We start from the raw sequence: 25,428 nt of genomic DNA, 5'->3' as shown, positions 1-25,428 counted from the left end.
AATATATATGGAAGAGAAAGTAACAATCCAGAAGATGATTCAAATTCTTCAAAGTTATTGGGCGGAGCAAGGGTGTTTGCTTTTAAATGCTTATGATACTGAAAAGGGAGCAGGTACGATGAGTCCCTATACGTTCTTACGTGCAATTGGACCAGAGCCTTGGAATGCGGCCTATGTTGAGCCATCAAGAAGACCAGCGGATGGTCGTTATGGAAAGAATCCAAACCGATTATATCAACATCATCAATTTCAAGTTGTTATGAAGCCGTCTCCTGAGAATATTCAAGAACTCTATTTAGAAAGCTTGGAGGCTTTAGGAATTAATCCGTTAGAACATGATATTCGATTTGTAGAAGATAACTGGGAAAATCCATCATTAGGATGCGCTGGACTTGGATGGGAAGTTTGGTTAGATGGTATGGAAATCACTCAATTCACTTATTTTCAACAAGTAGGTGGATTGCAATGTAAACCAGTAACGAGCGAATTAACTTATGGAATCGAACGTTTGGCTTCTTATATTCAAGATGTCGACAACGTTTATGACTTAGATTGGGTAGAAGGCGTTAAGTATGGAGAGATATTCTATCAACCAGAATATGAACATTCTAAATATTCTTTTGAGGAAAGTGATCCAGAATTACTCATGAACTTATTTAATTCCTATGGGGAAGAAGCTTTAAAACAAATCGACAATGGACTAATCCATCCTGCATATGATTATGTTTTAAAATGCTCGCATGCATTTAACTTATTAGATGCTAGAGGTGTGGTTTCGGCAACGGATCGCGCAGGATTTTTAGCGAAAATCCGTAATATGGCTCGAAAATTGGCAAAAGCTTTTGTTGAATCAAGAAGAGAGTTAGGATTCCCGCTTTTATCTGAAGAAGAGCGTAATCGTCTATTGAAGGAGGAACAAGCATGAGCGGAACATTACTATTAGAAATTGGTTTAGAAGAAGTTCCTGCACGTTACGTACGCAGTAGCAGCGAACAATTAAAAAAACGAATGGAAAATTTTCTAGACAGCAACCGAATAGAATTTGGCCAAATCGATATTTTTGGAACACCAAGAAGATTAGCGGTAATCGTTCGAAATTTATCTGATAAGCAAGAAGATTTGCATGAAAAAGCCAAAGGACCTGCTAAAAAAATTGCAGTTGATTCAGAAGGAAATTGGACAAAAGCTGCATTAGGTTTTGCAAAAGGGCAAGGAGTTTCTGCAGAAAACCTTTATTTTGAAGAATTAAAAGGTATAGAGTATGTCTATGCGAACAAAGAAATAAAAGGATTAGAAACAAATGAAGTATTAAAACGATTGCCTGAAGTAATTGACTCAATGAGTTTTCCAATTACTATGCATTGGGGAAACCAAACATATGAGTATATCAGACCGATTCACTGGATTGTTTCCCTCTTGGATGACCAAGTAATTCCTTTCTCCTTTTTAACGATTGATTCAGGAAGAGTTTCAAGAGGCCATCGCTTCTTAGGACAAGAAGCAGTTATTGATCATGCTGAAAGCTACTCTGAAAAATTAAAAGAACAATTTGTAATTGCTGATTTGGATGAACGAAAACAAATGATTATCGATCAAATTCATACCATTGAAAAAGAAAATAATTGGATTGTTCCGAACGATGATTGTTTAATGGAAGAAGTTGTTTCATTAGTAGAATTTCCTACTGCTTTCTATGGTACTTTTGATGAAAAATACCTTTCATTACCAGAAGAAGTCTTGATTACCAGTATGAAAGACCATCAAAGGTATTTTGAAGTGACAGATTCATCTGGAAAATTATTACCTTATTTTATTTCTGTACGTAATGGAAATGCGGAGCACATCGACATGGTTAAAAAAGGAAATAGGAAAGTTCTGACTGCTCGTCTAGAAGATGCACTCTTTTTCTTTGAAGAAGATCAAAAACAGTCAATTGATGATTCTTTAAAGAAACTTGAAAATGTTTCATTCCATGCAAAAATTGGGTCCATTGCTCAAAAAACCTATAATACAGGTAGATTAGCAGAATCCATTGCCGATTTTGTAGGATTACCTGACGATGCAAAAGAAACCTTAAGAAGAGCTGCTCGCGTATACAACTTTGATTTAGTTACAAATATGGTTGGAGAGTTCCCAGAATTGCAAGGTATAATGGGAGAAAAATACGCCTTGTTAAAAGGAGAAAATCCAGAAGTAGCCGTTGCAATCAGAGAGCATTTTTTACCACTTTCAAGTGATGGCGCGTTACCTGAAACAAAAGTAGGTGCGATACTAGCAGTCGCAGACAAGTTAGACAGCATTATCAGCTTCTTTAAACAAGATATGATTCCAACTGGTTCAAATGATCCGTATGCTTTGAGACGTCAAATGATTGGAGTCGTTCAAATTATCGAGAAATTTCATTGGACCCTGCCGTTCCGTGAATTCTTAAAGGATGCTTTGCTGGAAGTCTATTCAGTAAAAGAGGATGCCCATTCAGAGCAACTAATAAAAGATTTAATTGATTTTGCAAAAGGACGCGTTCAACAAAAACTTCAAACCTATCATGTGAATCATGATATTCAAGATGCCATCATGGAATCTTCTGAAAATGATTTGTTAGTGCTGATTGAAAATGGTCAAGTGATTTATAAGCATCAAAAAGACGAGAACTATAAAGAGACCATCGAAGCATTAGCGCGTGTTGTAAATATTTCTCATAATGTCACCAAACCGTTTGATGTCAACAGTAATTTATTTGAAACGGATAGTGAAAAAAATCTCCACGTGCAAGTCAACCATCTGAAAACAGTTTGGAAATCTGCAACGGCGGAAGAGAAGTATACGTTACTGCAGGAGATTGCACCGTACATCCATAGTTTCTTTGATGAAAATATGGTGATGGTAGAAAATCTAGATTTACGTGAAAATCGTTTGAATCTGTTGGCGAATTTAACGGAACTAGTTTTAGGATTTGCAGATGTAAGAAAATTAATCACGAAATAAGTAAAAAGAAGGTGGGAGATCCAACAGACTTGCTCCTGCTAGAAAGTACGTGTAGTGAATTTTCATAAAGTTCCTACTTTATACTAAAGGCTAGGAGATTGATCCTAGCCTTTAGTATTGTTTTAATCCAAAGAAGAAAAGGTAAATATTCTTTATGTAATCTCTACAATGTGTTAAATTAGAGTAGAATAGTAAAGATTGTTTGCTAAAATAAATAGAAAAGCTAGGAAATAGCTCTAAAGAATCTATTTCCAAGGAGGACATCAGTATGTCAATGTTTTTAGATCGTGCTCAAATAAATGTTAAGGCCGGTAAAGGTGGAGACGGCATGGTTGCATTTAGACGCGAAAAATATGTTCCAGATGGAGGGCCGGCTGGCGGTGACGGTGGTAATGGGGGCAGCATCATCTTCGAAGTAGATGAAGGTTTGCGTACATTATTGGATTTCCGTTATAATCGTCATTTTCGCGGTATTCCAGGAGAAAATGGAATGAGTAAAAGTAAATACGGAAAATCAGCAAAAGATACTATAGTAAAAGTTCCTCCTGGTACGGTTGTACGCAATGCAGAAACTGATGAATTATATGGTGATTTAACAGAAGCTGGGCAACAACTGGTTATAGCGAAAGGTGGACGTGGCGGCAGAGGGAATATTAAATTTGCTTCTCCAAGAAATCCTGCTCCTGAAATTGCTGAAAACGGTGAACCAGGTGAAGAATTTGTTCTGAATTTAGAATTAAAAGTAATTGCAGATGTCGGACTCGTTGGTTTTCCGTCAGTTGGAAAATCAACTATTCTCTCTGTTGTGTCGAAAGCAAAGCCTAAAATTGCAGCATATCATTTTACAACGATTGTACCAAATCTAGGTATGGTTCAAGCACCAAATGGCGGTCAATTTGCAATGGCGGACCTTCCGGGATTGATTGAAGGAGCTTCTCAAGGAGTAGGGCTTGGAATCCAGTTTCTTCGTCATATTGAGAGAACTCGTGTTATTTTACATGTAATCGATATGGGTGCGACCGAAGGAAGAGATCCCTTTGATGATTATGAAAAAATAAACGCAGAACTTGAAAATTATGAATTAAAGTTATTAGAACGCCCAACAATCATTGTAGCAAATAAAATGGATGTCCCTGGCGCAGAGGGTAATTTAGAAGCATTTCGTAAAAAACTTGAAGAAAAGTTTGCTGGCGAAGAAATACCTCGTATTTTCGAAATTTCTGCCTACCAAAATAAGGGATTAGACCCATTATTAGATTACACATCTGAAGTATTAGAGCACACAGAACCTTTCCCATTGTTCGATGAAGAGGAATTGACTCGTTCGGTTGAATACACCTTAGAGGACCCTGCAGATGAAATTATTATTTCACGCGATCCAGATACTACATGGGTATTAAGCGGAGAAAAACTTGAAAAACTATTCTTGATGACAAACTTCAACCATGATGAAAGTATTATGCGTTTTGCTCGTCAACTTCGTGGTCTAGGAATTGATCAAAAGCTTCGGGAGCGTGGAGCAAAAGATGGCGATTTAGTAAGAATTATGGATTATGAATTTGAGTTCGTTGACTAAATCGACTGTTAAGCAAAAAGGAAACGAGTGTCTGAATGATGAAAATACAATTTTTAGGAACAGGATCCGGTGTACCCTCTACAAATCGTAACTTAAGTTGTGTTGCTTTAAAATTATTAGATGAGAGAAACGAAATTTGGCTATTTGATTGTGGAGAAGGAACACAGCAACGGATATTGAGAACTTCCTTGAAACCCCGTAAAGTGAACAAAATTTTCATTACTCACTTACATGGGGATCATATCTTTGGTTTGCCGGGATTTTTAAGCAGCAGGGCTTTTCAAGGAGGAGATACCCCGTTAACAATTTATGGACCAAAGGGAATTAAAAACTTTGTGTTGACGAGCTTGAGAGTCTCTCAATCACATTTGCGTTATCCTATTTTCTTTCATGAAATTGAAGAAGAAGGACTTATTTTTGAGGATAAACAAATAAAGGTGCATTGTGCCAAACTAGCTCATGGAATTCCATCATATGGTTTCCGAATTGAAGAAGCTGATTATCCAGGAGAATTGCTGGTAGACAAGTTAAAAGCTGATAGAGTTCCAGCAGGGCCTATCTATGGCAAGTTGAAAAATGGGGAGTCCGTTACTTTAGAGGATGGTCGGACCATTAACGGAAATGAATACATTGGCCAGTCTGTAAAAGGTAGAATTATAACAATTCTAGGAGACACAAAACGAACACCCAACAGCACAAAGTTAGCAATGGATGCCGATGTGCTTGTTCACGAATCTACTTTTTCAAAAGAGAATCAACAAATTGCAAGAGAGTACTTTCATTCAACCTGTATGGATGCAGCGAAAGTTGCAAAAGAATCGAACAGTAAACAATTATACTTAACACATATTAGTTCGCGGTATGTTGGAAAAGACCAGTTGCAGTTACAAAAAGATGCGCAGTCAATTTTCCCTAATGCCACGTTAGTTAATGATTATGATGAATTTGATATTCCATTGAATAAATAAAAAGAAAATTAAGTAAATTGATGATTGGAAGTGTTTATTATGAAAAATCAATGGAGATTAATCCTTGTTATCATTTTAATGATTATCATAAGTATATTTGCGATTTTGAATGTTGATAACGTTCCTGTAAACTTTGGATTTGCTAATGTTGCTGCCCCTCTTATTATTATTATATTCGTTTCTTTGTTGCTTGGATCGCTATTAACTTTGTTAGTGTCGACCATAACGAATGTACACAATAAAAAGGAATTAAAAACACTTCGTTCCGAAATAGAAAAATTAGAAACAAAATCTGATTATGCTAAACAAGAAGTTATGGCAGAATATAATGAAAAAATTACTCAATTAGAGGAAACGATCATTAGCAAGGAAAACAAAATAAAGAGTCTTGAGAATGAACTAGTAAATCAATATACACAAGATCGTACAACATTTATTCAATCAGATGAATCTATGGAATAAACAATTAGATACATTGATTACTTAATCAGGGGCTGGGAAAAAACTCCCGGCCCCTCTAGTATTAACGAATAATAGTGGTGTAAACGTGCTCAAAAAGGCAGATCCGACATCCACTTCACGAATAATGCGCGGATGGTCTTCGTCCATCCTGTGCTTATTCGTTCCAGTGATTCGGATCTAAACGCCTTTTTTCCCACTCTCGTTTCTTTTGAACGATCAACGAAAATAAGGAGATAATAATTTGTTAAATGCGAAAATGAATTGGAAATTAAAAGAATATCCATTTGATAATAGTGATGTAGGAACGCTGGCAAGTGAAACAAAGTTTAGCGAAGCGTTTTTGAAACTATGTATACAAAGAGGATTAAACTCACTTGATGCGATTGAGGCTTTTATTCTTCAAGATGAATCAATATTTCATGATCCATTTTCATTGTTCGACATGGATCGGGCGGTATCAAGAATCATTGAAGCAATCGAAAAAGAACAAGCCATACTTGTTTATGGAGATTATGACGCGGACGGAATTACGAGTACAGCTATTTTAGTGGAAGTAATTGAAGAAATGGGCGGGAATGTTTCTTATTATTTGCCTAATCGGTTCACTGATGGTTATGGACCAAATAAATCCGTATTTCAAAGACAGATTTCCAACGGAATTGAATTAATCATTACCTGTGATAATGGTGTAACGGGACATGAATCAATTAATTTAGCAAATCAAAATAAGGTAGATGTCATCGTAACCGACCATCATGAGTTGCCCGAAATATTACCAGATGCGTATGCGATCATTCACCCTAAAAATCCAAACGGGAAGTATCCTTTCTCCGATTTATCGGGAGCAGGTGTTGCGCTGAAAGTTGCCTCTGCTCTGTTAGGAAGAATTCCCTATGAGTTTTTTGACATTGCTTCAATTGGTACCATAGCAGACTTAGTTAGTCTAACTGACGAAAATCGTTGGATTGTCAAAAAAGGACTAGAACTTTTGCAACATACTGAGCGATTAGGCCTTCATATTTTGTTAGAAAAAGCAGGAATTGCTCCCGAAGCAATCGATGAGGAAACGATTGGTTTTACGGTCGGACCGCGTTTGAATGCCCTTGGAAGATTAGGCGATGCAATGCCAGGCGTTGAATTGTTGTTATCATTTGACGAGGACAGATTGGAACAGCTCGTAGAAGAGATTCAGTCAGTTAATTCAAAAAGACAAGAAATTGTAAATGATATTTATCAATCGGCGTTAAAAAAGGTTGCTGAATTTAACACAATGCCCAATATTATTCTTTTAAGTGATGAAGATTGGCATGAAGGGGTATTAGGGATTGTGGCAAGCAGAATTGTGGAAGAAACGGGCAGGCCAACTATTTTACTTTCTCGTAATATAGAAAGTGGAATTGCAAAAGGGTCAGGCCGCAGCACGGATGCGATTCATCTTTATCATGCCTTATCTGACTGTTCAGATTTGTTAGTTAAATTCGGAGGTCACAAAATGGCTGCAGGTCTTAGCGTTGAAATTAACCAGCTTGAAATCTTGGATGCACGAATTAACGAGTATGCACAAGCATTTAGTGAAGAGATCAAACAAGGAACATCGATTGAAATAGATGAAATACTTGAAGTCGAAGAAGTAACAGTAGAATTTTTAAAAGAAATAAATCAGTTACGACCATTCGGAACGGATAATCCAAAGCCTATTTTTGCTTTTGAAAATGTTTCAATTCAAAACGTTAAAAAAATCGGTTTGGATCAAAAACATTTGAAGTTATTATTTGAATCTAATGAAAAGACGCTCGATGTGATTGGCTTTAATAAAGGAAAACTTGCAGATTATATGTCTGAAAGAGAACCGGTATCAGCTGTTGGTGAATTAAGTATTAATACGTGGCGAGATGTCTCAAAACCTCAATTGCAGTTAAAGGATGTAAAAATTGATTCTGTTCAGTTTTTTGATTATCGTAGTTCAAATGTACAAAAGGATGCCTTCGCTGTTCAAAACAGCGTTTATCTTTTTTTCAATAAAAATTTCTTTGAAAAAATGTCTAATCAAATAATGGAAGATTCTGTGTCAGTTTTATTGGAAAGTACCGATTCAATTCCTCCATTTGATGAAGAATTGACAAATCTCGTTTTAATAGACTGTCCAACTAATCTTCTTTATTTAGAAAAATTTATCAGTGAACATCCTTTTCAAAATTATTATATCTACGCGTATCCGATTCAATCCATAACAGCAGAAGGCGTTCCTTCTCAAAATCAGTTTGCTCATGTGTACCGTTATATCCGTACCCATCAAAATATGGATGTTCGTTCAAAATTAGACGAGCTTGCTAAATACTTAAAAATTGATAAGAATTTATTGATTTTTATCATATCAGTGTTTTTAGAGGCAAAATTTGTTACAATTGATAACGGTATAATGAATCCAAATGCAAAACCAGAGAAAATAAATTTGGAAGAAACGAATACTTATCAAAAAAGATTAAATAAAATAAATGCTGAAAAACTATTTATATATCATTCTTTCCAAGAGTTATCACATTGGATGGAGGAACGATTAAAGTAAATAGTTACGGGAGGAACCTGAAATGGATTTCAAAAACTATATTGCTGATGTAAAAGATTTTCCAGAAGAAGGAATTGTTTTTCGTGATATTTCCCCATTAATGCAAGATGGCGAAGCATATGCAGCGGCAATCCAAAAAATTGTTGAGTTTGCAAAAGATAAAGGTGTAGACAAAGTAGTAGGGCCGGAAGCAAGAGGGTTTATGGTCGGCTGTCCAGTTGCTGTAGAATTAAAGTGTGGATTTGCGATGGCTCGCAAAAAGGGGAAACTGCCGCGTGAAACAGTCGAAGTTGCATATGGCTTAGAGTATGGAGAAGCGGTACTTCAACTTCATCAAGACGCAGTAAGACCAGGAGAAAAAGTTCTCGTATGTGATGATTTACTTGCAACTGGTGGAACTACTCTAGCAACTGTTGAACTAATCGAGAAATTAGGCGGAGAAGTTGTCGGTTTAGCTTTCTTGATTGAATTACTAGATCTCAAAGGTAGAGATAAAATTTCTGAGTATGATATTTTTAATTTGATGGAATACTGATAAGTCCATGATAATAAAGAGGCCGAAACTTATTACTAAGCTCCGGCCTCTTTATTTTAATTAATATGGGTACGATACAGGCCGATGACTTTGCCTAAAATCTGTACATAATCTAATATAATGGGACTCATCGTATCATTTTCAGGTTGTAATCGATAATAGCCTTCTTCTTTAAAGAATCGTTTGCATGTCGCTTCATCCTCGTCAGTGATCGCAATGACAATATCACCATTTTGCGCAGAAGTTTGTTTGCGTACAATTACTGAATCATTGTTATAAATTCCAGCGTTCATCATACTATCTCCACGGATGCTTAACATAAATAAGTCTTCGGAAATATTTTTTAAGTTTGGTGGAATAGGAAAGAAGTCAGTTGCCTCTTCCACAGCCAGAATCGGCTCACCCGCAGTTACTACACCAAGTAGCGGCATAAAGTCACTTTTGATGCCTAACTTTTGTAAACCTGTTTCAGTTACCTCGATAGCTCTTGGCTTGGTTGGATCTCGATAAATATATCCGGCCTTTTCTAATCTAGCTAAGTGACCATGAACAGTTGAGGTAGAGGATAAATTAACTGCATTTCCAATTTCTCGAACGGTAGGCGGGTAACCTTTTTCTTGAACTTCCGTATAGATAAAACGTAAAACATTCATTTGTCTCGTATCTCTACCTTTAGTCATAAGAGCATCATCTCCATTTGTACTTTTTATAGATTTATTGTAGCATATCGTTTCTTAATAATCAAACAGACGTTCGGTCTTTGGGAAACTTAGAAGAAATATTCTTTTCTATTTCTTTTTTCTCTGTTTTCTTGTAATATATTTAGATGAGGACTTTTGGAAGGAGGATACAGATTGAGTACAGGTGCATGGATTTTTATTGTTATTTTAGGTGTGCTTTTAGGTGCTGTTGGAGGTTTCTTCTTAGCTCGTCGTTATATGATGAACTACTTTGCTGAAAACCCACCAATTTCAGAAGAAATGTTACGCAACATGATGATGCAGATGGGACAAAAACCTTCTGAGCGTAAAGTGAAGCAAATTATGGCTTCAATGAAAGTGCAGAACAAAAAAGATAAGAAAAAGAAATAAGAATGAATGAATAATAAAATTGTGGATGCTTTTTGAATCCACTTTTTTATTTTTACTTCACTCTATTAAAAAGGAGAGAGGTGCAAACAAGGTGAAGATTTTTAAAAAGCTGAAATGGTTTTTCAGACAAGAATGGAAATCTTATATGATAGGCGTCTTTTTCTTAATTATCGTAGCTATTATACAAGTGATTTCACCACGTGTGGTTGGAAATATTATTGATGACATCAACGATCAAGTATTAACTTCACGAACGTTATTCATTCAAGTTGGAATTGTTCTTTTGTGTGGGATTTCTCAATATATTTTTCGTTATATCTGGCGAATGAAGATTTGGGGAACATCTGCCAAACTGGAAAAAATTCTACGTACTCGTTTGTTTAACCACTTCACGAAGATGGATGCTGAATTTTTCCAAAAATATCGTACCGGCGATTTAATGGCACATGCTACAAATGATTTAAATGCCATTAGGATGGTTGCTGGCGCTGGAATATTAACATTAGCGGATTCCATATCCTCTGGAGGAATTACCTTATTAACCATGTTTTTTACTGTTAACTGGAAATTAACACTAATTGCTATGGTTCCCATTCCAGCATTAACGCTTGTTTCTAGAATTTTAGGAAAAAGGATTCATCGAACATTCCGAAAAGCTCAAGCTGCTTTTTCTAATTTAAATGACAAGACTCAAGAAAGTGTCACTGGGGTAAAAGTTATTAAAACTTTTGGTGAAGAAAAAGAAGATATTCTGGATTTTGAGGAAAAAACAAGAGATGTCGTTCAAAAAAATCGCGATGTATATGTGATAGACTCATTGTTTCGTCCCGTAATTATTTTTATCACTGGTCTTTCTTATGCGCTTTCATTAATATTTGGGGCGTTATTTATTCAAAATGGTGAGATGACCATTGGTAATTTAGTCACCTTCTTTAGTTATATTGGATTGATGCGCTGGCCAATGTTAGCTGTTGGTCGTTTATTAAATGTGTTGGAACGAGGAAGCGCAAGTTACAACCGAATTGAAGAATTGCTGCAAGAAAAATCAACAATTGTTGAAAAACAAGGTGCAATCAGCAGCCCTTTAACTGGTGATTTGACTGTAGCGATTGATCGTTTTCAATATCGAAATTCTGATCGAGCAGCGCTTCATAATATCCACTTTACTCTTTCAAAAGGACATACGCTTGGAATTGTAGGCCGAACCGGTTCTGGGAAAAGCAGTTTATTCAGTTTACTACTAAGAGAATACGATCAATATGAAGGGAAGATTACCTATAACGGAATCGACATTCGAGATTATGGTTTAGATAGTTTACTATCAGATATTGGGTATGTTCCTCAAGAAAACTTCCTTTTCTCAACCGATGTTCGTGAAAATATTCGTTTCGCAAATCCCGATTTTTCAGAAGAGCAAGTTTTTGAAGCTGCACGTATTACTGCCATCCATCAAGATGTTATCAGCTTTCCAAATGGATACGATACTCTGGTAGGCGAAAGAGGCGTGTCTCTCTCTGGGGGTCAAAAACAACGGATTGCAATTGCTCGAGCAGTTATTACTGATCCAGAATTATTAATTTTGGATGATTCTTTATCTGCAGTTGATGCAAAAACAGAAGAACAAATTTTGAATGGTCTAAAAGAAAAGCGTGCAAATCGTACAACAATTATTTCCGCACACAGAATTAGCAGTGTGATGCATGCAGACATGATTATCGTATTGGATGAAGGCACGATTTCTGAAAGTGGAAACCACGAAGAACTTATGGCAAATGATGGCTGGTATAGAAAAATGTATGAGAAGCAACAACTTGAAAGTAAGTTAGAAGGTGAGAAGTAATGGAACAATCAGTTTGGTCAAAATCAATTCCAGTAAAAGAACAACTGCACGTAGTCAAGAGGATTTTTAAGTATGCCTTGCCCTATAAAAATAAATTTATTTTAGCTTTTGTTTTTGGTGTTGCTTTGGCAATCACCGATGTTATTTCTCCACGTATCATACAAGTCTTTCTCGATAATTATGTTACAGAAGGAATTGCTACATTTCCACTGGCTGTAAAGTTTGCATTCCTTTATATGATATCCATTGTATTTAATATGGTAAACATGTATTTGCAAAATTATTTATTTAGTTTAGCTTCTGAACAAACCGTAGAAAATATCCGAAATCAGCTATTTAGAAAAGTAAATCAACTGGGTATGCGTTATTTTGATCAGACTCCTGCCGGTTCGATTGTATCCCGTGTAACAAATGATACAGAAACGATTAAAGAGTTCTGGGCAGTGTTTTTAGCCTTAGCTGAAGGAATATTAGGTATTATAACTGTATTTATTGCTATGTGGGTTCTAGATGTATCGATAACTTTAACGTTTCTTTACTTTTTACCTTTGATGGGATTGATGGTGTGGTTTTATCAAAAAATAAGTACCCGAGTTTATCGTACGATGAGAGAGAAACTAAGTGAATTAAATACCAAGTTGAATGAGAATATCTTAGGCATGGCAATCATTCAGCAGTTTCGTCAAGAAAAAAGATTACAAAAAGAGTTTGCAGAAGTAAACGATGAATATGCGCAGGGACGTATTTCCATGGTAAAGATGAATGCTTTGCTTTTGAATCCGTTTATCAGCCTCTTACAAGCAATTGCTTTGACACTAGTTTTGTATTTATTTGGAAGACAGTCTTTTGACAGTTTTGTTGAAGTAGGGGTCGTATATTCCTTTACAACTTATATAGGCAATTTTTTCCGTCCTTTAGGGATGATGATGGATAATCTGAGTGTTTTCCAAGATGGTATTGTATCCAGTTATCGAGTGATCCGAGTACTTGATAACGATGAACTTACTCCTCAGCAAGTGAGTGAGGAGCCTTTACAAATTTCAAATGGCAAGATCGAATTTCGAAACGTTTCTTTTGCTTATGATAATGAGAATAAAGTTTTGAAAAATATCAGTTTTACTGCAAATCCCGGAGAAACCGTTGCACTGATTGGACATACCGGAAGTGGTAAAAGTTCGATTATTAATGTTTTAATGAGGTTCTATGAATTTCATGAAGGGGATGTATTAATTGATGGAAAATCGATTAAAGAATATCCAATTGAAGAAATCAGAAAGAATATCGGACTGGTATTGCAAGACTCCTTCCTTTTCTACGGAGATATTAGCAGAAATATTCGTTTAATGAATGATGAGCTAGATGATATTGCTATTGAGAAAGCTGCAGAGTTTGTTCATGCTGATAGCTTTATTGAAAGATTACCAGATCAGTATCATGCCAAAGTTATCGAAAGAGGAGCAAGTTATTCAAGTGGGGAACGCCAGTTGATTTCTTTTGCAAGGACTATCATTCGTGATCCAAAAATATTAGTTCTGGATGAAGCCACTGCTAATATTGATACGGAAACAGAATTATTAATCCAAGAAAGTATGAATCGAATGAGAGAAGGGCGTACAACTATTGCGATTGCGCATCGTCTTTCAACTATTCGTGATGCGGACTTAATATTAGTTCTGGATAAAGGTAAAATTATCGAACGCGGCAATCATGATGAACTTATTGCAAAAGAAGGCGTATATTATGACATGTATCAATTGCAATCGATGAATGATTGACGAGTATAAAGGTTAGATAAACACATTAATCTTAAAAAACAGAGCCCTGCGGCTCTGTTTTTTTAAGATTTCTTTTGGTATTCATATACAAAATCAGGGTTGATCTCTTTATCAAGCTGATCAAATGATTCAAGTAGTTTTCTATCAATTTCAGCAAGCTCTTCTTTATTTAATCGAACACCTTTTGGCAATTCGATCGGATCACCAAATCGTACGATTCCTTTTTCTCTTTTTAACAAACGACCGAAAGTAAACGGACCTTGAAAAACAACAGGTACAATAGGAACCTTAGCTAGACGAGCCATTGCAGATGTTCCACCTTTGATCCCTGAATCATAGCGTGAGCCGGTAGAAAAAATAAGAACATTTCTTTTTCCTTCTTTTAGAATTGTTACCGGTTGTTTTAATGCACTTGGACCAGGTTTCTCTCTGTTTACTGGAAAAGCATGTAACTTCCTTAATAACCAACCTATTATTTTACTACCAAATAATTCTTGCTTGGCCATTGTTGAATAAACATGTGGAAAGGCAGCAATTGCGATATAGACAGGATCGAGCCAACTCCGGTGAGGCGCAGCCAATATGTACGGCTGATCAACTGGTAATTTTTCTTTATTTTGTACTGTTATTTTTCCATTTAATATAAAAATTAATGCTCTTACAATTCGTACAACATTATTATAGAACATTCAAAAACCTCCTTAAGATGTTCGGTCATTTAAGTATGCGACAATCTCCCATTTTTTTCAAGAAAATTTTCTTGTCTTTTTTCTTGCATTTTTTTCAAATAACAGTATAATGTAATACGGTGCTAAAACACTACATTTCACACTTCAGTGGATACAAGCATGGGTGCTTCGTAGAAGTCATACTTGTAAGAGAAACTGGGGGAGGAAAATAAAAAAACCAAATGGAGGAATACAAAATGGCAGTAATTTCAATGAAACAATTGCTAGAAGCAGGTGTTCACTTCGGTCATCAAACACGCCGTTGGAACCCAAAAATGAAACAATATATTTTTACAGAAAGAAATGGTATCTACATTATTGACTTACAAAAAACAGTTAAATTGGTAGACCAAGCATATAACTATATGCGCGATATCGCTGAAGATGGCGGAGTAGCTCTTTTTGTAGGAACTAAAAAGCAAGCACAAGAATCTATTAAAGAAGAAGCGATTCGTTCAGGACAATATTTCGTTAACCACCGTTGGTTAGGTGGAACATTAACTAACTGGGATACAATCCAAAAACGTATCAAACGTCTAAAAGATATTGAAAAAATGGCTGAAGACGGAACATTCGATCTTTTACCTAAAAAAGAAGTTGGTTTACTACGTAAAGAACAAGATCGCCTTGAAAAATTCTTAGGTGGAATTAAAGATATGCCTAGAGTTCCAGATGTAATGTTTATCGTAGATCCTAGAAAAGAAAGAATCGCAGTTCAAGAAGCACACAAATTGAATATTCCAATCGTAGCTATGGTTGATACAAACTGCGATCCAGATGAAATTGATGTTGTAATCCCATCTAACGATGATGCTATCCGCGCAGTTAAATTAATTACTGGTAAAATGGCTGATGCTTTCATTGAAGGAAACCAAGGTACTGATCAAGAAGTAGAAGAAGCTTTCACAAACGATGATGAAGCAACTTCATTGGAAGAAATCGTGGAAGTTGTTGAAGGTAACAACGAAAACGCATAATCATTTTAAATGAATGTATTGATTGAAAATGGCTGTTTCAAAATAAGAATGATATAGCAGGACAAAGCCAGCATATTTTCTATTTTGAGACAGTTTTTATATGAATGAAAATAAATAGGAGGTTTTTTAACATGGCACAAGTTACCGCAAAAATGGTAAAAGAATTACGTGATATGACTGGCGTTGGTATGATGGACGCTAAAAAAGCTTTAGTAGCTGTTGATGGAGATATGGATAACGCAGTTGACTACCTAAGAGAAAATGGTATGGCTAAAGCAGCTAAGAAAGCTGACCGTATCGCAGCAGAAGGTTTAGCAAATGTATATGTATCTGGTAATACAGCAGTTGTTGTAGAAATTAATGCTGAAACCGACTTTGTTGCTAAAAATGATAAATTCCAAAAGTTAGTTCAAGATATTACTGCATTTATTGCCAGCAACAAGCCAGCCAATGTGGAAGAAGCTTTAGCAATTGAAACAGAAGAGGGAACTTTAAATGATACAATCGCTTCTGCAACATCCGTAATTGGAGAGAAAATTTCTCTACGTCGTTTCGAGATTGTTGACAAAACTGATTCAGAATCATTTGGAGCATATTCACATCAAGGCGGACGTATCGTTGTACTTTCAGTCCTTGAAGGTGCTGACGCTGAAACAGCTAAAGACGTTGCAATGCACGTAGCTGCTATTAACCCTAAATATGTTTCTCGCGATGAAGTTTCAAGTGAAGAACTAGAACGTGAGAAAAAAGTACTTACAGAACAAGCTTTAAACGAAGGTAAGCCAGCGAATATTGTAGAAAAAATGATTCAAGGCCGTTTAAATAAATTCTTAAGTGAAATTTCATTGAATGATCAACCATTCGTAAAAAATCCAGATGTAACTGTTTCAAAATTTGCTGAAACAAATGGTGGAGTTGTTAAATCATTTATCCGCTATGAAGTAGGCGAAGGTATTGAGAAACGCCAAGAAAACTTCGCTGATGAAGTTATGAGTCAAATTAAAAAATAGTCAAATATAAATAGAGCCTGGGGCAGTTGTCTCAGGCTTTCTCACTATACTTAACTATATCTAAAAGTTATTTAACAATAATTTTTTAGAATTTTCAGATGAAAAAATGGAGGATTTATAATGGTTGAACCTAAATATAAACGAGTTATATTAAAGTTGAGCGGTGAAGCTCTTGCCGGTAAAGTTGGATTTGGAATAAATCCTCTTGTTATTAAAGAAGTAGTTCAAGAAATTAAAGAAATACATGCCTTAGGTGTCGAAATTGCGATTATTGTTGGCGGAGGAAACATTTGGCGTGGAACAACCGGTGCTGAAATGGGAATGGAACGCGCTCAAGCTGATTATATGGGTATGTTAGCAACTGTTATGAACTCATTAGCTTTGCAAGATGTGCTAGAAAATGAAGGGGTACCTACTCGTGTTCAAACGTCGATTGAAATGCGTCAAGTAGCAGAACCTTATATTCGCAGAAAAGCGATTCGTCATTTAGAAAAAGGTCGAATTGTTATTTTTGCTGGTGGGACTGGTAATCCTTACTTCTCTACAGATACAACAGCGGCACTAAGAGCAGCTGAAATTGAAGCAGATGTAATTTTGATGGCGAAAAATAATGTAGATGGCGTATATTCCGCAGATCCGCAGAAAGATACAACAGCTATTAAATTTACTGAATTAACACATCTTGACGTTATTTCAAAAGGGTTGCAAGTAATGGACTCTACTGCAAGTTCTTTAAGTATGGATAATGATATTCCATTAGTTGTTTTTAATTTAAATACTCCAGGTAATATCCGTCGTGTTATAATGGGAGAAGATATTGGTACAACTGTAAGGGGGAATAAATAATGAAAGACATTTTAAAAAATACAGAAGATCGTATGAAAAAAGCGGAAGAAGCATTAGAAAGAGAATTAGGTTCTATTCGGGCTGGAGTAGCAAATGCTAGTCTGCTAGATCGTATTGAAGTTGAATATTATGGTGTTCCAACACCAGTTAATCAGCTGGCTTCAATCGGTGTTCCAGAGGCAAGAATGCTGACAATCACTCCATATGATAAAACGAGTCTTGGGGACATTGAACGTGCGATTCATCAAAGTGACCTTGGAATCAGCCCAACAAATGATGGTACTCTTATTCGTCTCATTATTCCAGCGTTGACTGAAGAACGAAGAAGAGAATTAGCAAAATTAGTTGGAAAAGATACTGAAAATGCTAAGATTGCTGTTCGGAATATTCGTCGTGATGCTATGGACGCTTTGAAAAAAGCTGAAAAAAATAGTGAGATTACAGAAGATGAATTACGTGCCAATGAAAAGAAAGTCCAAGACTTGACTGACAACAGCACAAAACGCATCGATGTAATTGCAACAAATAAAGAAAAAGAATTGTTAGATGTATAATGTTTATGCCCAGAGTCATTCTGGGTTTTTTTTATTTAACTCTGTATAAGTTTTTTGTAATTTTGTATTCAGTGTTGGTATTGATGTAAATGTTTGATAAAATGAAATGAGTTAATTACTAAAAGGTAGGTACATGAGCATGGCTTTTTTTGAAAAATCAAATAATTCTCATTTCGATGAGAACGGTAAGATTCCAAATCATATAGCAATTATTATGGATGGAAACGGAAGATGGGCAAAGAAACGCATGATGCCCCGTGTATACGGACATAAAGAAGGCATGAATACAGTTAAGAAAATTGCCATTCATGCAAATAAATTAGGCGTTAAAGTACTGACTCTTTATGCGTTCTCAACAGAAAACTGGAAAAGACCTACAGAAGAGGTATCTTTTTTAATGAATTTGCCAATTGATTTCTTTGATGTCTTTATGCCGGAATTGATTGAGAATAACATCAGAGTGACTGCAATTGGATGGATCGAGTATTTACCGGACAAAACAAAAGCAGTTGTACAAAGAGCAATAGAAGAAACAAAAAACAATGATGGAATGATTTTAAATTTTGCGTTCAATTATGGTTCTCGTCAAGAAATCATGGAAGTAGTGAAAGATACGGCAGAAAAAGTAAAACAAGGAAAAATTGCTTCTGAAGATATCACCGAAGAGTATATCTCCAATCAACTGTTTACTGGATTCTTGCGAGATTATCAAGACCCTGAATTAGTTATTCGAACAAGCGGAGAAATTAGGATCAGTAATTTTTTACTTTGGCAGATTGCTTACAGTGAATTGTATTTCACGGACGTATTCTGGCCAGATTTCTCCACCAATTCCCTAAACGAAGCGATTGCTGAGTACCAGCATAGAAATCGTCGCTTTGGCGGTTTGTGAGGTGAAGTATGAAAACTAGAACAATTACAGGTATAGTTGCTTTATTGGTCTTATTACCCATTGTTTGGTATGGTTCGTGGCCTTTAGTGGTTGGGACTTGTGGAATGGGTGTTATTGGTGTTTCAGAAATATTTTCCATGAAAAATAAAAACTTCTTTAGTATGACAGGTTTCTTAACATCCATAGCAACAATTTTAATTATTTTACCGAAAAAATATTTATCCTTTCTTCCAGAAAATTTAGATATTTGGAATGTCTTTTTTCTTTTCGCTATGACTTTATTAGTCATGACTGTATTATCTAAAAACGAATTTACTTTTGATGATGCCGGAGTATTTTTACTGGCTTCCATTTATATCGGTAATGGTTTTCATTATTTTTTAAAAACCGCATCCTATAGTTTCTTGATGGTTTTGTTTGTGTTGATGATTGTCTGGGCAACTGATATTGGTGCTTATTTAGTTGGAAAACAATTTGGAAAAACAAAATTAGCTCCCATCATCAGCCCTAATAAGACAATTGAAGGTTCTCTTGGTGGAATGATTTTATCGATAATAATTGCGATTCTCTTTGTTCAGCTTTATAACCCTTTAAATCTTTCAATATTAATGGTAGTACTTTTAGCGGTATTAATATCCATTGTTGGACAATTAGGTGATTTAACTGAATCAGCTTATAAACGTTATTTTGGCGTAAAGGATTCAGGTAAAATATTACCGGGACACGGCGGAATCTTAGATCGATTTGATAGTATGCTGTTCGTTATGCCGTTATTTCAACTAACGCTGAGTGTTCTTAATTTAATTTAACCTATGAAAGCAAACTATAAGTTAGGAAGTGCTTTGTTTGATACAAACTATATTTACGTTTATCATAATTTTTAGTATTCTCGTAATTATTCATGAATTTGGTCATTTTTATTTTGCCAAACGAGCGGGTATACTCGTTAGAGAATTCGCTATCGGTATGGGACCTAAAATCTTTTCTTATCGAAAAAATAATACTACCTATACGATACGGCTTTTTCCGCTTGGCGGCTATGTTAGAATGGCTGGATATGGAGATGACGAAACTGAGCTAAAAGCCGGTATGTCTCTATCTGTTGTACTGGATCATGAAAATAATATTACTCATATTAACTTGAGTGAAAAACAGCAAATAAATTCTATTCCTTTGGAACTTACTTCGTATGATTTAGATAATGAATTATTCATAGAAGGAATCGTTCCCGGAAAAGAAGCCCCGATTCGTTATAATGTACAACGAGATGCTTTAATTATTGAGTCTGACGGTACAGAAGTACAAGTCGCACCTATTGATGTTCAGTTCCAGTCAGCGAGTCTGGTTAACAGAATGCTGACGAACTTTGCAGGACCGATGAACAACTTCATTTTAGGGATCGTTGTATTTTCATTACTAGCCTTTCTGCAAGGCGGGGTAGCAGTTGATAAGAGTCAGATAGGAGATGTCGTTGCTGGCAGTCCGGCTGATCTTGCAGGACTAGAGAAGGGTGACATGATAACTGCAGTTGACGGAGAAAAAACTTCCACTTGGTTAGAATTGCTTGAGATTATTCAGAGCCATCCGGATGAATCCGTTACTTTATCAGTCTTAAAAGGGAATGATTCATCCCCAATCGACATTCAATTGATTCCCAATGCTCAAACAGATCAAAATGGAAATGAGTATGGACAAATTGGCGTTCAGCAACCGATTGATACATCATTCACCGGAAAATTACTATTTGGTTTTTCGCAAACTTGGTTGATTATCAGTTCCATTTTTAGTTTAATCGTCTCTATGTTTACAAAAGGATTCGATATAAATGCATTCGGGGGACCAGTAGCGATTTATGCTGCAACTGAAGAAGTTGTTAGTTATGGCTTTTATAGTATATTAAGTTTCCTAGGTTTTTTAAGTGTGAATTTAGGAACGGTTAACTTGTTACCAATACCAGCTTTAGATGGCGGGAAAATTCTACTAAACATTGTAGAAGGAGTAAGAGGCAAACCATTGGAAGCAGAAAAAGAAGGAATCATTACTGTAATCGGGGTCGGCTTATTATTTATTTTGATGATTCTAGTTACATGGAATGATATTCAAAGGTTTTTCTTTGGATAATAGATGAAAAATAATTAAAAGAAAAAGTTCAAGGATATCAGTTGATTTCTTTGGATTTTTTTCGTAAGAAAGTATTTTTAACGCTTAAATATGTGTATAAGCATATATTATTTGAAAGTAGGGTAAAAGGATGAATAAAAAAGAACTTTTCCAACAGCTTTTAGAACAAATACAACTTCATAATGAACCTGAATATTCTTCTTATTTAAAGGAAGGTAATGTTGAGCAGGTATTCGTTTATAAAAAATCAAAGCTTTGGAATTTTGTGCTTCAATTTCCAGATATTCTTCCTTATGAAGTATTTCAAGCTTTATCAACAAGATTGAACAGTGCCTTTGCTACTATCGCTAGGATCGATTTACAAATAAAAACGGAAGAACCTAAAATAACAGATGAAAAAATATTGGACTACTGGGATGTTGTTGTAAATCGAAGTGGTATATCATCACCGATTGTGCAAGATATTCTAAAAAATCATGCACCTAGTGTAAAAGATGGAATAGTCACTCTTCAATTAGCGAATGAAATTACAAAAAATCATTTGAAGGATAATTATCTTTCTGTCATTCAACAAAATTTTCTGGTTCTGGGGTTTCCAGAATTTAAGATACAAGTCGAGTTAAATGAAAAAGCTTCTGAAGAGATGCGGAATCGTTATTTAGAAAGAAAAGAAGAGCAAGAAGCAATCATGATTCAACAGGCGGAAAAAAATTTAAAGATGTATGAAGCAGAGCAGAGTAAACGAAACGATAATGGGGTCGGTGAAGGTCCGCTACAGATTGGTTCGATTATTCCAGAAAAAGAGGAAACTAGACAAATGGCGAGCATCACAGAAGAAGAACGTTCCGTGATTGTACAGGGGAATGTTTTTGATAGTGAAATTCGTGAGCTACGTTCTGGCAGGAAAATACTAGTTTTTAAAATTACTGATTATTCTTCTTCTTTTAGTGTCAAAATGTTTTCGAATAACGAAAAAGATGAATTGAATTTTGAGAAAGTTAAAAAAGGAATTTGGGTTCGTGTTAGGGGAAATGTTCAAGAAGACACCTATATGCGCGATCTAGTAATCAATGCACGAGACGTGAATGAAGTAAGAGTTCCGGAGAGAAAGGATCACTCTCCAGAAGACGAAAAAAGGGTAGAGCTGCATTTACATTCGAATATGAGCCTGATGGACGCTACAAATTCAATTGGCGACTATGTATCCCAAGCATCAAAATGGGGACATAAAGCAATAGCTATTACCGACCATGCCACTGCTCAGTCATTTCCAGATGCACATGCTGCTGGAAAAAAACATGGTGTGAAGATTTTGTATGGAATTGAAGCAAATATTGTAGACGATGGTGTCCCTGTTGCATATAACCTTTTACATCAAGAACTATCGGAAAGTACGTATGTAGTATTTGACGTTGAGACAACGGGGCTTTCAGCAGTATATGATACGATTATTGAGATTGCGGCAGTTAAAATGTATAAAGGAAACGTGATTGATACCTTTGAAGCATTTATTAATCCAAATGTTCCTTTATCACAATTGATTATTCAACTAACGGGAATTACCGACTCTATGCTAAAAGATGCGCCAAGCGAAGAAAAAGTTATGCCAGAGTTTAGAGAATTTTGCCAGAACAGTATCCTTGTAGCACACAACGCTTCTTTTGATATGGGCTTTATTAATAAGAGCTATGAAAGAATTGGTCTAGCGGAAGCTGATAACCCAGTTATTGATACGTTAGAGTTGTCCCGTTTTTTACATCCTCAATTAAAATCTCATCGCTTAAATACACTTGCAAAGCGTTACAATGTAAGTCTGGAGCAGCATCACCGAGCTGTATATGATGCTGAAACTACCGGACATTTATGTTGGATCTTTTTGAAGGAAGCAGAGGAAGATCACGATATTCATTATCATGATGAACTGAATAACGGAGTTGGAAAAGGGGATTCATATAAACAAGCCAGACCTTTTCACGCGACCATATTAGCAAAGAATCAAGCTGGATTGAAAGATCTTTTCGAGTTAATTAGTCTTTCTCATGTGCAGTACTATTATCGTGAACCGAGGATCCCAAGAAGTCTTTTAATTGAAAAACGCGAAAATCTTTTAATTGGATCGGCATGCAGCAATGGTGAAATCTTTGAAGCTATGATGCAAAAAGGGAAAGAAGAAGCTTCCAACCGAGCAAAATTCTATGATTACATTGAAGTCATGCCAAAAGGAATCTATAAACCTTTAATCGAAAGAGAATTAGTAAAAAATGAATCAGATTTGGAAGAAATTATCAGCCAAATTGTTGCAATTGGGAAAGAATTGGACAAGCCTGTCGTAGCGACAGGAAATACGCATTATTTAAACAAAGAAGATGCCATTTATCGAGAAATCCTGATTGGATCTTTGAAGATGAATCAAGGTAAGAAATTAAACCTGCCAGACGCACACTTCCGTTCCACAGATGAAATGTTGAATGATTTCCAATTTTTAGGAAAAGAAACAGCAAAAGAAATCGTTGTTTATAATACTCACAAAGTTTCCGATATGATTGAAGAAGTAACACCTATTAAAGATAAGCTTTATACACCGAACATTGAAGGTGCAAATGATGAGATTAAAGAGCTGTCATACAACGAAGCGAAGCGCTTATATGGGGAAGAATTACCGGAAATCGTTGAAAAACGACTGGAAAAAGAATTGAAAAGTATCATTGGAAATGGTTTTGCCGTTATCTATTTAATTTCACAGAAACTTGTTCATAAAAGTAATGAAGACGGCTATTTAGTAGGTTCAAGGGGATCGGTGGGCTCCAGTTTTGTCGCAACCATGACAGGTATTACGGAAGTCAATCCACTACCGCCTCACTATCGTTGTCCAGGTTGCCATTACAGTCATTTTATCAATGATGGTTCAATCGGTTCTGGCTTCGACTTAGATGAAAAAGCTTGTCCGAAATGCGGCACAATGATGGACCGCGATGGGCATGATATACCTTTTGAGACTTTTCTTGGTTTCTACGGAGATAAAGTTCCCGATATCGATTTAAATTTTTCGGGAGAGTATCAAGCACAGGCACATGCGTATACAAAGGTGTTATTTGGGGAAGATTATGTTTATCGTGCAGGAACAATCGGTACAGTTGCAGACAAGACAGCCTATGGATATGTGAAAGGATATGAAAGGGATCATGGTCATCATTTTTCCGGGGCTGAGATTGATCGTCTGGCAAAAGGTTGTACTGGGGTAAAGAGGACAACAGGCCAGCATCCAGGTGGTATTATCGTTATTCCGGACTATATGGACGTATATGACTTTACACCTATCCAATTCCCAGCCGATGATCAAACATCTGAATGGAAAACGACTCATTTTGATTTCCATTCCATTCACGATAATGTATTAAAACTTGATATACTTGGCCATGATGATCCTACAATGATTCGTATGCTTCAAGATTTATCGGGAATTGATCCTGAGACCATCCCGCCGAATGATCCGGATGTTATGAAGATTTTTAGTGGAACAGAAATTTTAGGGGTATCTCCAGAACAAATATACAGTAAAACCGGCACACTTGGAGTACCAGAATTTGGTACGCGTTTTGTTCGTGGCATGTTGGAACAAACAAAACCTGCTACATTCGCTGAATTACTTCAAATATCTGGCCTTTCACATGGTACGGATGTTTACTTAGGAAACGCTGAAACATTAATCCGTGAGAACAACATTCCATTGGCAGACGTAATTGGATGTCGGGATGACATTATGGTTTATTTAATTTATCATGGATTAGAAGACGGACTTGCATTCAAGATTATGGAAAGTGTTCGTAAAGGAAAAGGAATTCCAGATGAGTGGCAAGTTGAGATGCGAGAGAAAAATATACCAGAATGGTATATTCAATCGTGTTTAAAAATCAAATATATGTTCCCGAAAGCCCATGCGGCTGCTTATGTATTAATGGCTTTACGTGTTGCCTACTTTAAAGTTCATGATCCTTTATTGTATTACTGCGCTTATTTCTCCGTTCGGGCATATGATTTTGATCTTGTTGCCATGTCGCAAGGGAAAGAAGTTATTAAGACCAGAATGAAAGAAATTATGGACAAGGGACTGGAAGCTTCTGTCAAAGAGAAAAATTTATTAACAGTCTTGGAATTAGCGAATGAAATGGTTGAACGCGGCTTCGAGTTTAAAATGGTAGATATTGAAAAGTCGGATGCCTCTCATTTTATTATTGAAGGCAACAGTCTGATTGCTCCTTTTCGAGCTGTACCAAGTTTGGGAGAAAACGTTGCTAAGCAAATTGTTGCTGCTAGAGAAGACCAGCCGTTTTTATCCAAACAAGACTTACAAACAAGAGGAAAAGTTTCAAAAACAATTATCGATTATATGACTGAAAATGGCGTTTTAGATGGGATGCCGGACGAAAATCAGTTATCATTATTTGATTTTTAATTCTTTAGGAGAGTAAAAGGGGCTTTTCTTGCATTTTATTGGCCAATAG

The 25,428-nt window shown here is 36.0% G+C and carries 20 protein-coding genes; 18 read left to right on the top strand and 2 right to left on the bottom strand.

Going from position 1 to position 25,428, the window contains the following annotated elements; translation table 11 throughout:
- Positions 1-7 precede the first annotated feature (7 nt).
- The 7 genes from glyQ (at position 8) to EJN90_RS12750 (ending at position 9,092) form a co-directional block, all read left to right on the top strand.
- Positions 8-925 carry a glycine--tRNA ligase subunit alpha gene (gene glyQ / locus EJN90_RS12780; protein ID WP_126111869.1) on the top strand — a complete coding sequence of 306 codons (918 nt, stop codon included), beginning with the start codon at positions 8-10 and terminating at the stop codon, positions 923-925.
- Positions 922-2,985, top strand: coding sequence for a glycine--tRNA ligase subunit beta (gene glyS, locus EJN90_RS12775; protein WP_126111867.1), 2,064 nt, complete (start codon positions 922-924; stop codon positions 2,983-2,985). Before glyQ ends, glyS begins: the two co-directional genes overlap by 4 nt.
- Before the next feature lie 268 nt (positions 2,986-3,253).
- Positions 3,254-4,561: a GTPase ObgE gene (obgE, locus tag EJN90_RS12770; protein ID WP_126111865.1), complete on the top strand. Its 1,308-nt coding sequence runs from the start codon at positions 3,254-3,256 to the stop codon at positions 4,559-4,561.
- Positions 4,562-4,599: 38 nt separating this feature from the next.
- On the top strand, positions 4,600-5,529 hold the full coding sequence (gene rnz, locus EJN90_RS12765) for a ribonuclease Z (protein WP_126112478.1): 930 nt from the start codon (positions 4,600-4,602) through the stop codon (positions 5,527-5,529).
- A 39-nt stretch (positions 5,530-5,568) separates the two neighbouring features.
- Positions 5,569-5,991 carry a lipopolysaccharide assembly protein LapA domain-containing protein gene (locus tag EJN90_RS12760; protein ID WP_126111863.1) on the top strand — a complete coding sequence of 141 codons (423 nt, stop codon included), beginning with the start codon at positions 5,569-5,571 and terminating at the stop codon, positions 5,989-5,991.
- Positions 5,992-6,232: 241 nt separating this feature from the next.
- Complete coding sequence (gene recJ / locus EJN90_RS12755; RefSeq protein WP_126111861.1) at positions 6,233-8,557, top strand: single-stranded-DNA-specific exonuclease RecJ; 2,325 nt, start codon at positions 6,233-6,235, stop codon at positions 8,555-8,557.
- Between the two features lie 22 nt (positions 8,558-8,579).
- A complete protein-coding gene (locus EJN90_RS12750; protein ID WP_126111859.1) occupies positions 8,580-9,092 on the top strand; it encodes an adenine phosphoribosyltransferase in 513 nt (170 codons plus the stop codon).
- Between the two features lie 56 nt (positions 9,093-9,148).
- Here EJN90_RS12750 and lexA read toward each other — a convergent pair whose 3' ends face one another.
- Positions 9,149-9,772 carry a transcriptional repressor LexA gene (lexA, locus tag EJN90_RS12745; protein ID WP_126111857.1) on the bottom strand — a complete coding sequence of 208 codons (624 nt, stop codon included), beginning with the start codon at positions 9,770-9,772 and terminating at the stop codon, positions 9,149-9,151.
- A 174-nt stretch (positions 9,773-9,946) separates the two neighbouring features.
- On the opposite strand from lexA, the gene EJN90_RS12740 reads away from it, so the two are divergent.
- The 3 genes from EJN90_RS12740 (at position 9,947) to EJN90_RS12730 (ending at position 13,798) form a co-directional block, all read left to right on the top strand.
- Positions 9,947-10,183, top strand: a complete 237-nt coding sequence (locus EJN90_RS12740; RefSeq protein WP_126111855.1) for a YneF family protein — start codon at positions 9,947-9,949, stop codon at positions 10,181-10,183.
- A 91-nt stretch (positions 10,184-10,274) separates the two neighbouring features.
- Positions 10,275-12,023, top strand: a complete 1,749-nt coding sequence (locus EJN90_RS12735) for an ABC transporter ATP-binding protein (RefSeq protein WP_126111853.1) — start codon at positions 10,275-10,277, stop codon at positions 12,021-12,023.
- Positions 12,023-13,798 carry an ABC transporter ATP-binding protein gene (locus EJN90_RS12730; protein WP_126111851.1) on the top strand — a complete coding sequence of 592 codons (1,776 nt, stop codon included), beginning with the start codon at positions 12,023-12,025 and terminating at the stop codon, positions 13,796-13,798. The genes EJN90_RS12735 and EJN90_RS12730 overlap by 1 nt, the downstream gene beginning before the upstream one ends.
- Before the next feature lie 62 nt (positions 13,799-13,860).
- Here EJN90_RS12730 and EJN90_RS12725 read toward each other — a convergent pair whose 3' ends face one another.
- Positions 13,861-14,487, bottom strand: coding sequence for a lysophospholipid acyltransferase family protein (locus EJN90_RS12725; protein WP_126111849.1), 627 nt, complete (start codon positions 14,485-14,487; stop codon positions 13,861-13,863).
- A gap of 236 nt (positions 14,488-14,723) precedes the next feature.
- Here EJN90_RS12725 and rpsB point away from each other — a divergent pair, with 236 nt between their 5' ends.
- The 8 genes from rpsB (at position 14,724) to EJN90_RS12685 (ending at position 25,379) form a co-directional block, all read left to right on the top strand.
- Positions 14,724-15,503 carry a 30S ribosomal protein S2 gene (gene rpsB / locus EJN90_RS12720; protein WP_126111846.1) on the top strand — a complete coding sequence of 260 codons (780 nt, stop codon included), beginning with the start codon at positions 14,724-14,726 and terminating at the stop codon, positions 15,501-15,503.
- A 131-nt stretch (positions 15,504-15,634) separates the two neighbouring features.
- Positions 15,635-16,513, top strand: a complete 879-nt coding sequence (gene tsf / locus EJN90_RS12715; protein WP_126111843.1) for a translation elongation factor Ts — start codon at positions 15,635-15,637, stop codon at positions 16,511-16,513.
- A 120-nt stretch (positions 16,514-16,633) separates the two neighbouring features.
- Complete coding sequence (pyrH, locus tag EJN90_RS12710; RefSeq protein WP_126111841.1) at positions 16,634-17,359, top strand: UMP kinase; 726 nt, start codon at positions 16,634-16,636, stop codon at positions 17,357-17,359.
- The gene (gene frr / locus EJN90_RS12705; protein ID WP_126111839.1) at positions 17,359-17,913 is read left to right on the top strand and encodes a ribosome recycling factor; all 555 of its coding nucleotides are present in this window, start codon (positions 17,359-17,361) and stop codon (positions 17,911-17,913) included. The genes pyrH and frr overlap by 1 nt, the downstream gene beginning before the upstream one ends.
- Positions 17,914-18,046: 133 nt before the next feature.
- A complete protein-coding gene (locus tag EJN90_RS12700; RefSeq protein WP_126111837.1) occupies positions 18,047-18,805 on the top strand; it encodes an isoprenyl transferase in 759 nt (252 codons plus the stop codon).
- Between the two features lie 8 nt (positions 18,806-18,813).
- The gene (locus tag EJN90_RS12695; RefSeq protein ID WP_126111835.1) at positions 18,814-19,614 is read left to right on the top strand and encodes a phosphatidate cytidylyltransferase; all 801 of its coding nucleotides are present in this window, start codon (positions 18,814-18,816) and stop codon (positions 19,612-19,614) included.
- Between the two features lie 37 nt (positions 19,615-19,651).
- Positions 19,652-20,926 carry an RIP metalloprotease RseP gene (gene rseP / locus EJN90_RS12690; protein WP_126111833.1) on the top strand — a complete coding sequence of 425 codons (1,275 nt, stop codon included), beginning with the start codon at positions 19,652-19,654 and terminating at the stop codon, positions 20,924-20,926.
- A 130-nt stretch (positions 20,927-21,056) separates the two neighbouring features.
- Entirely contained in the window at positions 21,057-25,379 is a 4,323-nt protein-coding gene (locus EJN90_RS12685; RefSeq protein WP_126111831.1) for a PolC-type DNA polymerase III, read from the top strand.
- The last annotated feature ends 49 nt before the right edge of the window (positions 25,380-25,428 follow it).

The sequence above is a fragment of the Jeotgalibaca ciconiae genome (assembly GCF_003955755.1).
Lineage (GTDB): Bacteria > Bacillota > Bacilli > Lactobacillales > Aerococcaceae > Jeotgalibaca > Jeotgalibaca ciconiae.
Note: the sequence above shows the minus strand (reverse complement) of the source record. Positions and strands in the feature narration are given on the sequence as shown.

What these genes read in the sequence shown, in the direction of transcription:
- glyQ (WP_126111869.1), top strand. Translation starts at nt 8, where the DNA reads ATGGAAGAGAAAGTAACAATCCAGAAGATGATTCAAATTCTTCAAAGT.
- glyS (WP_126111867.1), top strand. Translation starts at nt 922, where the DNA reads ATGAGCGGAACATTACTATTAGAAATTGGTTTAGAAGAAGTTCCTGCA.
- obgE (WP_126111865.1), top strand. Translation starts at nt 3,254, where the DNA reads ATGTCAATGTTTTTAGATCGTGCTCAAATAAATGTTAAGGCCGGTAAA.
- rnz (WP_126112478.1), top strand. Translation starts at nt 4,600, where the DNA reads ATGAAAATACAATTTTTAGGAACAGGATCCGGTGTACCCTCTACAAAT.
- EJN90_RS12760 (WP_126111863.1), top strand. Translation starts at nt 5,569, where the DNA reads ATGAAAAATCAATGGAGATTAATCCTTGTTATCATTTTAATGATTATC.
- EJN90_RS12750 (WP_126111859.1), top strand. Translation starts at nt 8,580, where the DNA reads ATGGATTTCAAAAACTATATTGCTGATGTAAAAGATTTTCCAGAAGAA.
- lexA (WP_126111857.1), bottom strand. Translation starts at nt 9,772, where the DNA reads ATGACTAAAGGTAGAGATACGAGACAAATGAATGTTTTACGTTTTATC.
- EJN90_RS12730 (WP_126111851.1), top strand. Translation starts at nt 12,023, where the DNA reads ATGGAACAATCAGTTTGGTCAAAATCAATTCCAGTAAAAGAACAACTG.
- EJN90_RS12725 (WP_126111849.1), bottom strand. Translation starts at nt 14,487, where the DNA reads ATGTTCTATAATAATGTTGTACGAATTGTAAGAGCATTAATTTTTATA.
- rpsB (WP_126111846.1), top strand. Translation starts at nt 14,724, where the DNA reads ATGGCAGTAATTTCAATGAAACAATTGCTAGAAGCAGGTGTTCACTTC.
- tsf (WP_126111843.1), top strand. Translation starts at nt 15,635, where the DNA reads ATGGCACAAGTTACCGCAAAAATGGTAAAAGAATTACGTGATATGACT.
- pyrH (WP_126111841.1), top strand. Translation starts at nt 16,634, where the DNA reads ATGGTTGAACCTAAATATAAACGAGTTATATTAAAGTTGAGCGGTGAA.
- frr (WP_126111839.1), top strand. Translation starts at nt 17,359, where the DNA reads ATGAAAGACATTTTAAAAAATACAGAAGATCGTATGAAAAAAGCGGAA.
- EJN90_RS12700 (WP_126111837.1), top strand. Translation starts at nt 18,047, where the DNA reads ATGAGCATGGCTTTTTTTGAAAAATCAAATAATTCTCATTTCGATGAG.
- EJN90_RS12695 (WP_126111835.1), top strand. Translation starts at nt 18,814, where the DNA reads ATGAAAACTAGAACAATTACAGGTATAGTTGCTTTATTGGTCTTATTA.
- EJN90_RS12685 (WP_126111831.1), top strand. Translation starts at nt 21,057, where the DNA reads ATGAATAAAAAAGAACTTTTCCAACAGCTTTTAGAACAAATACAACTT.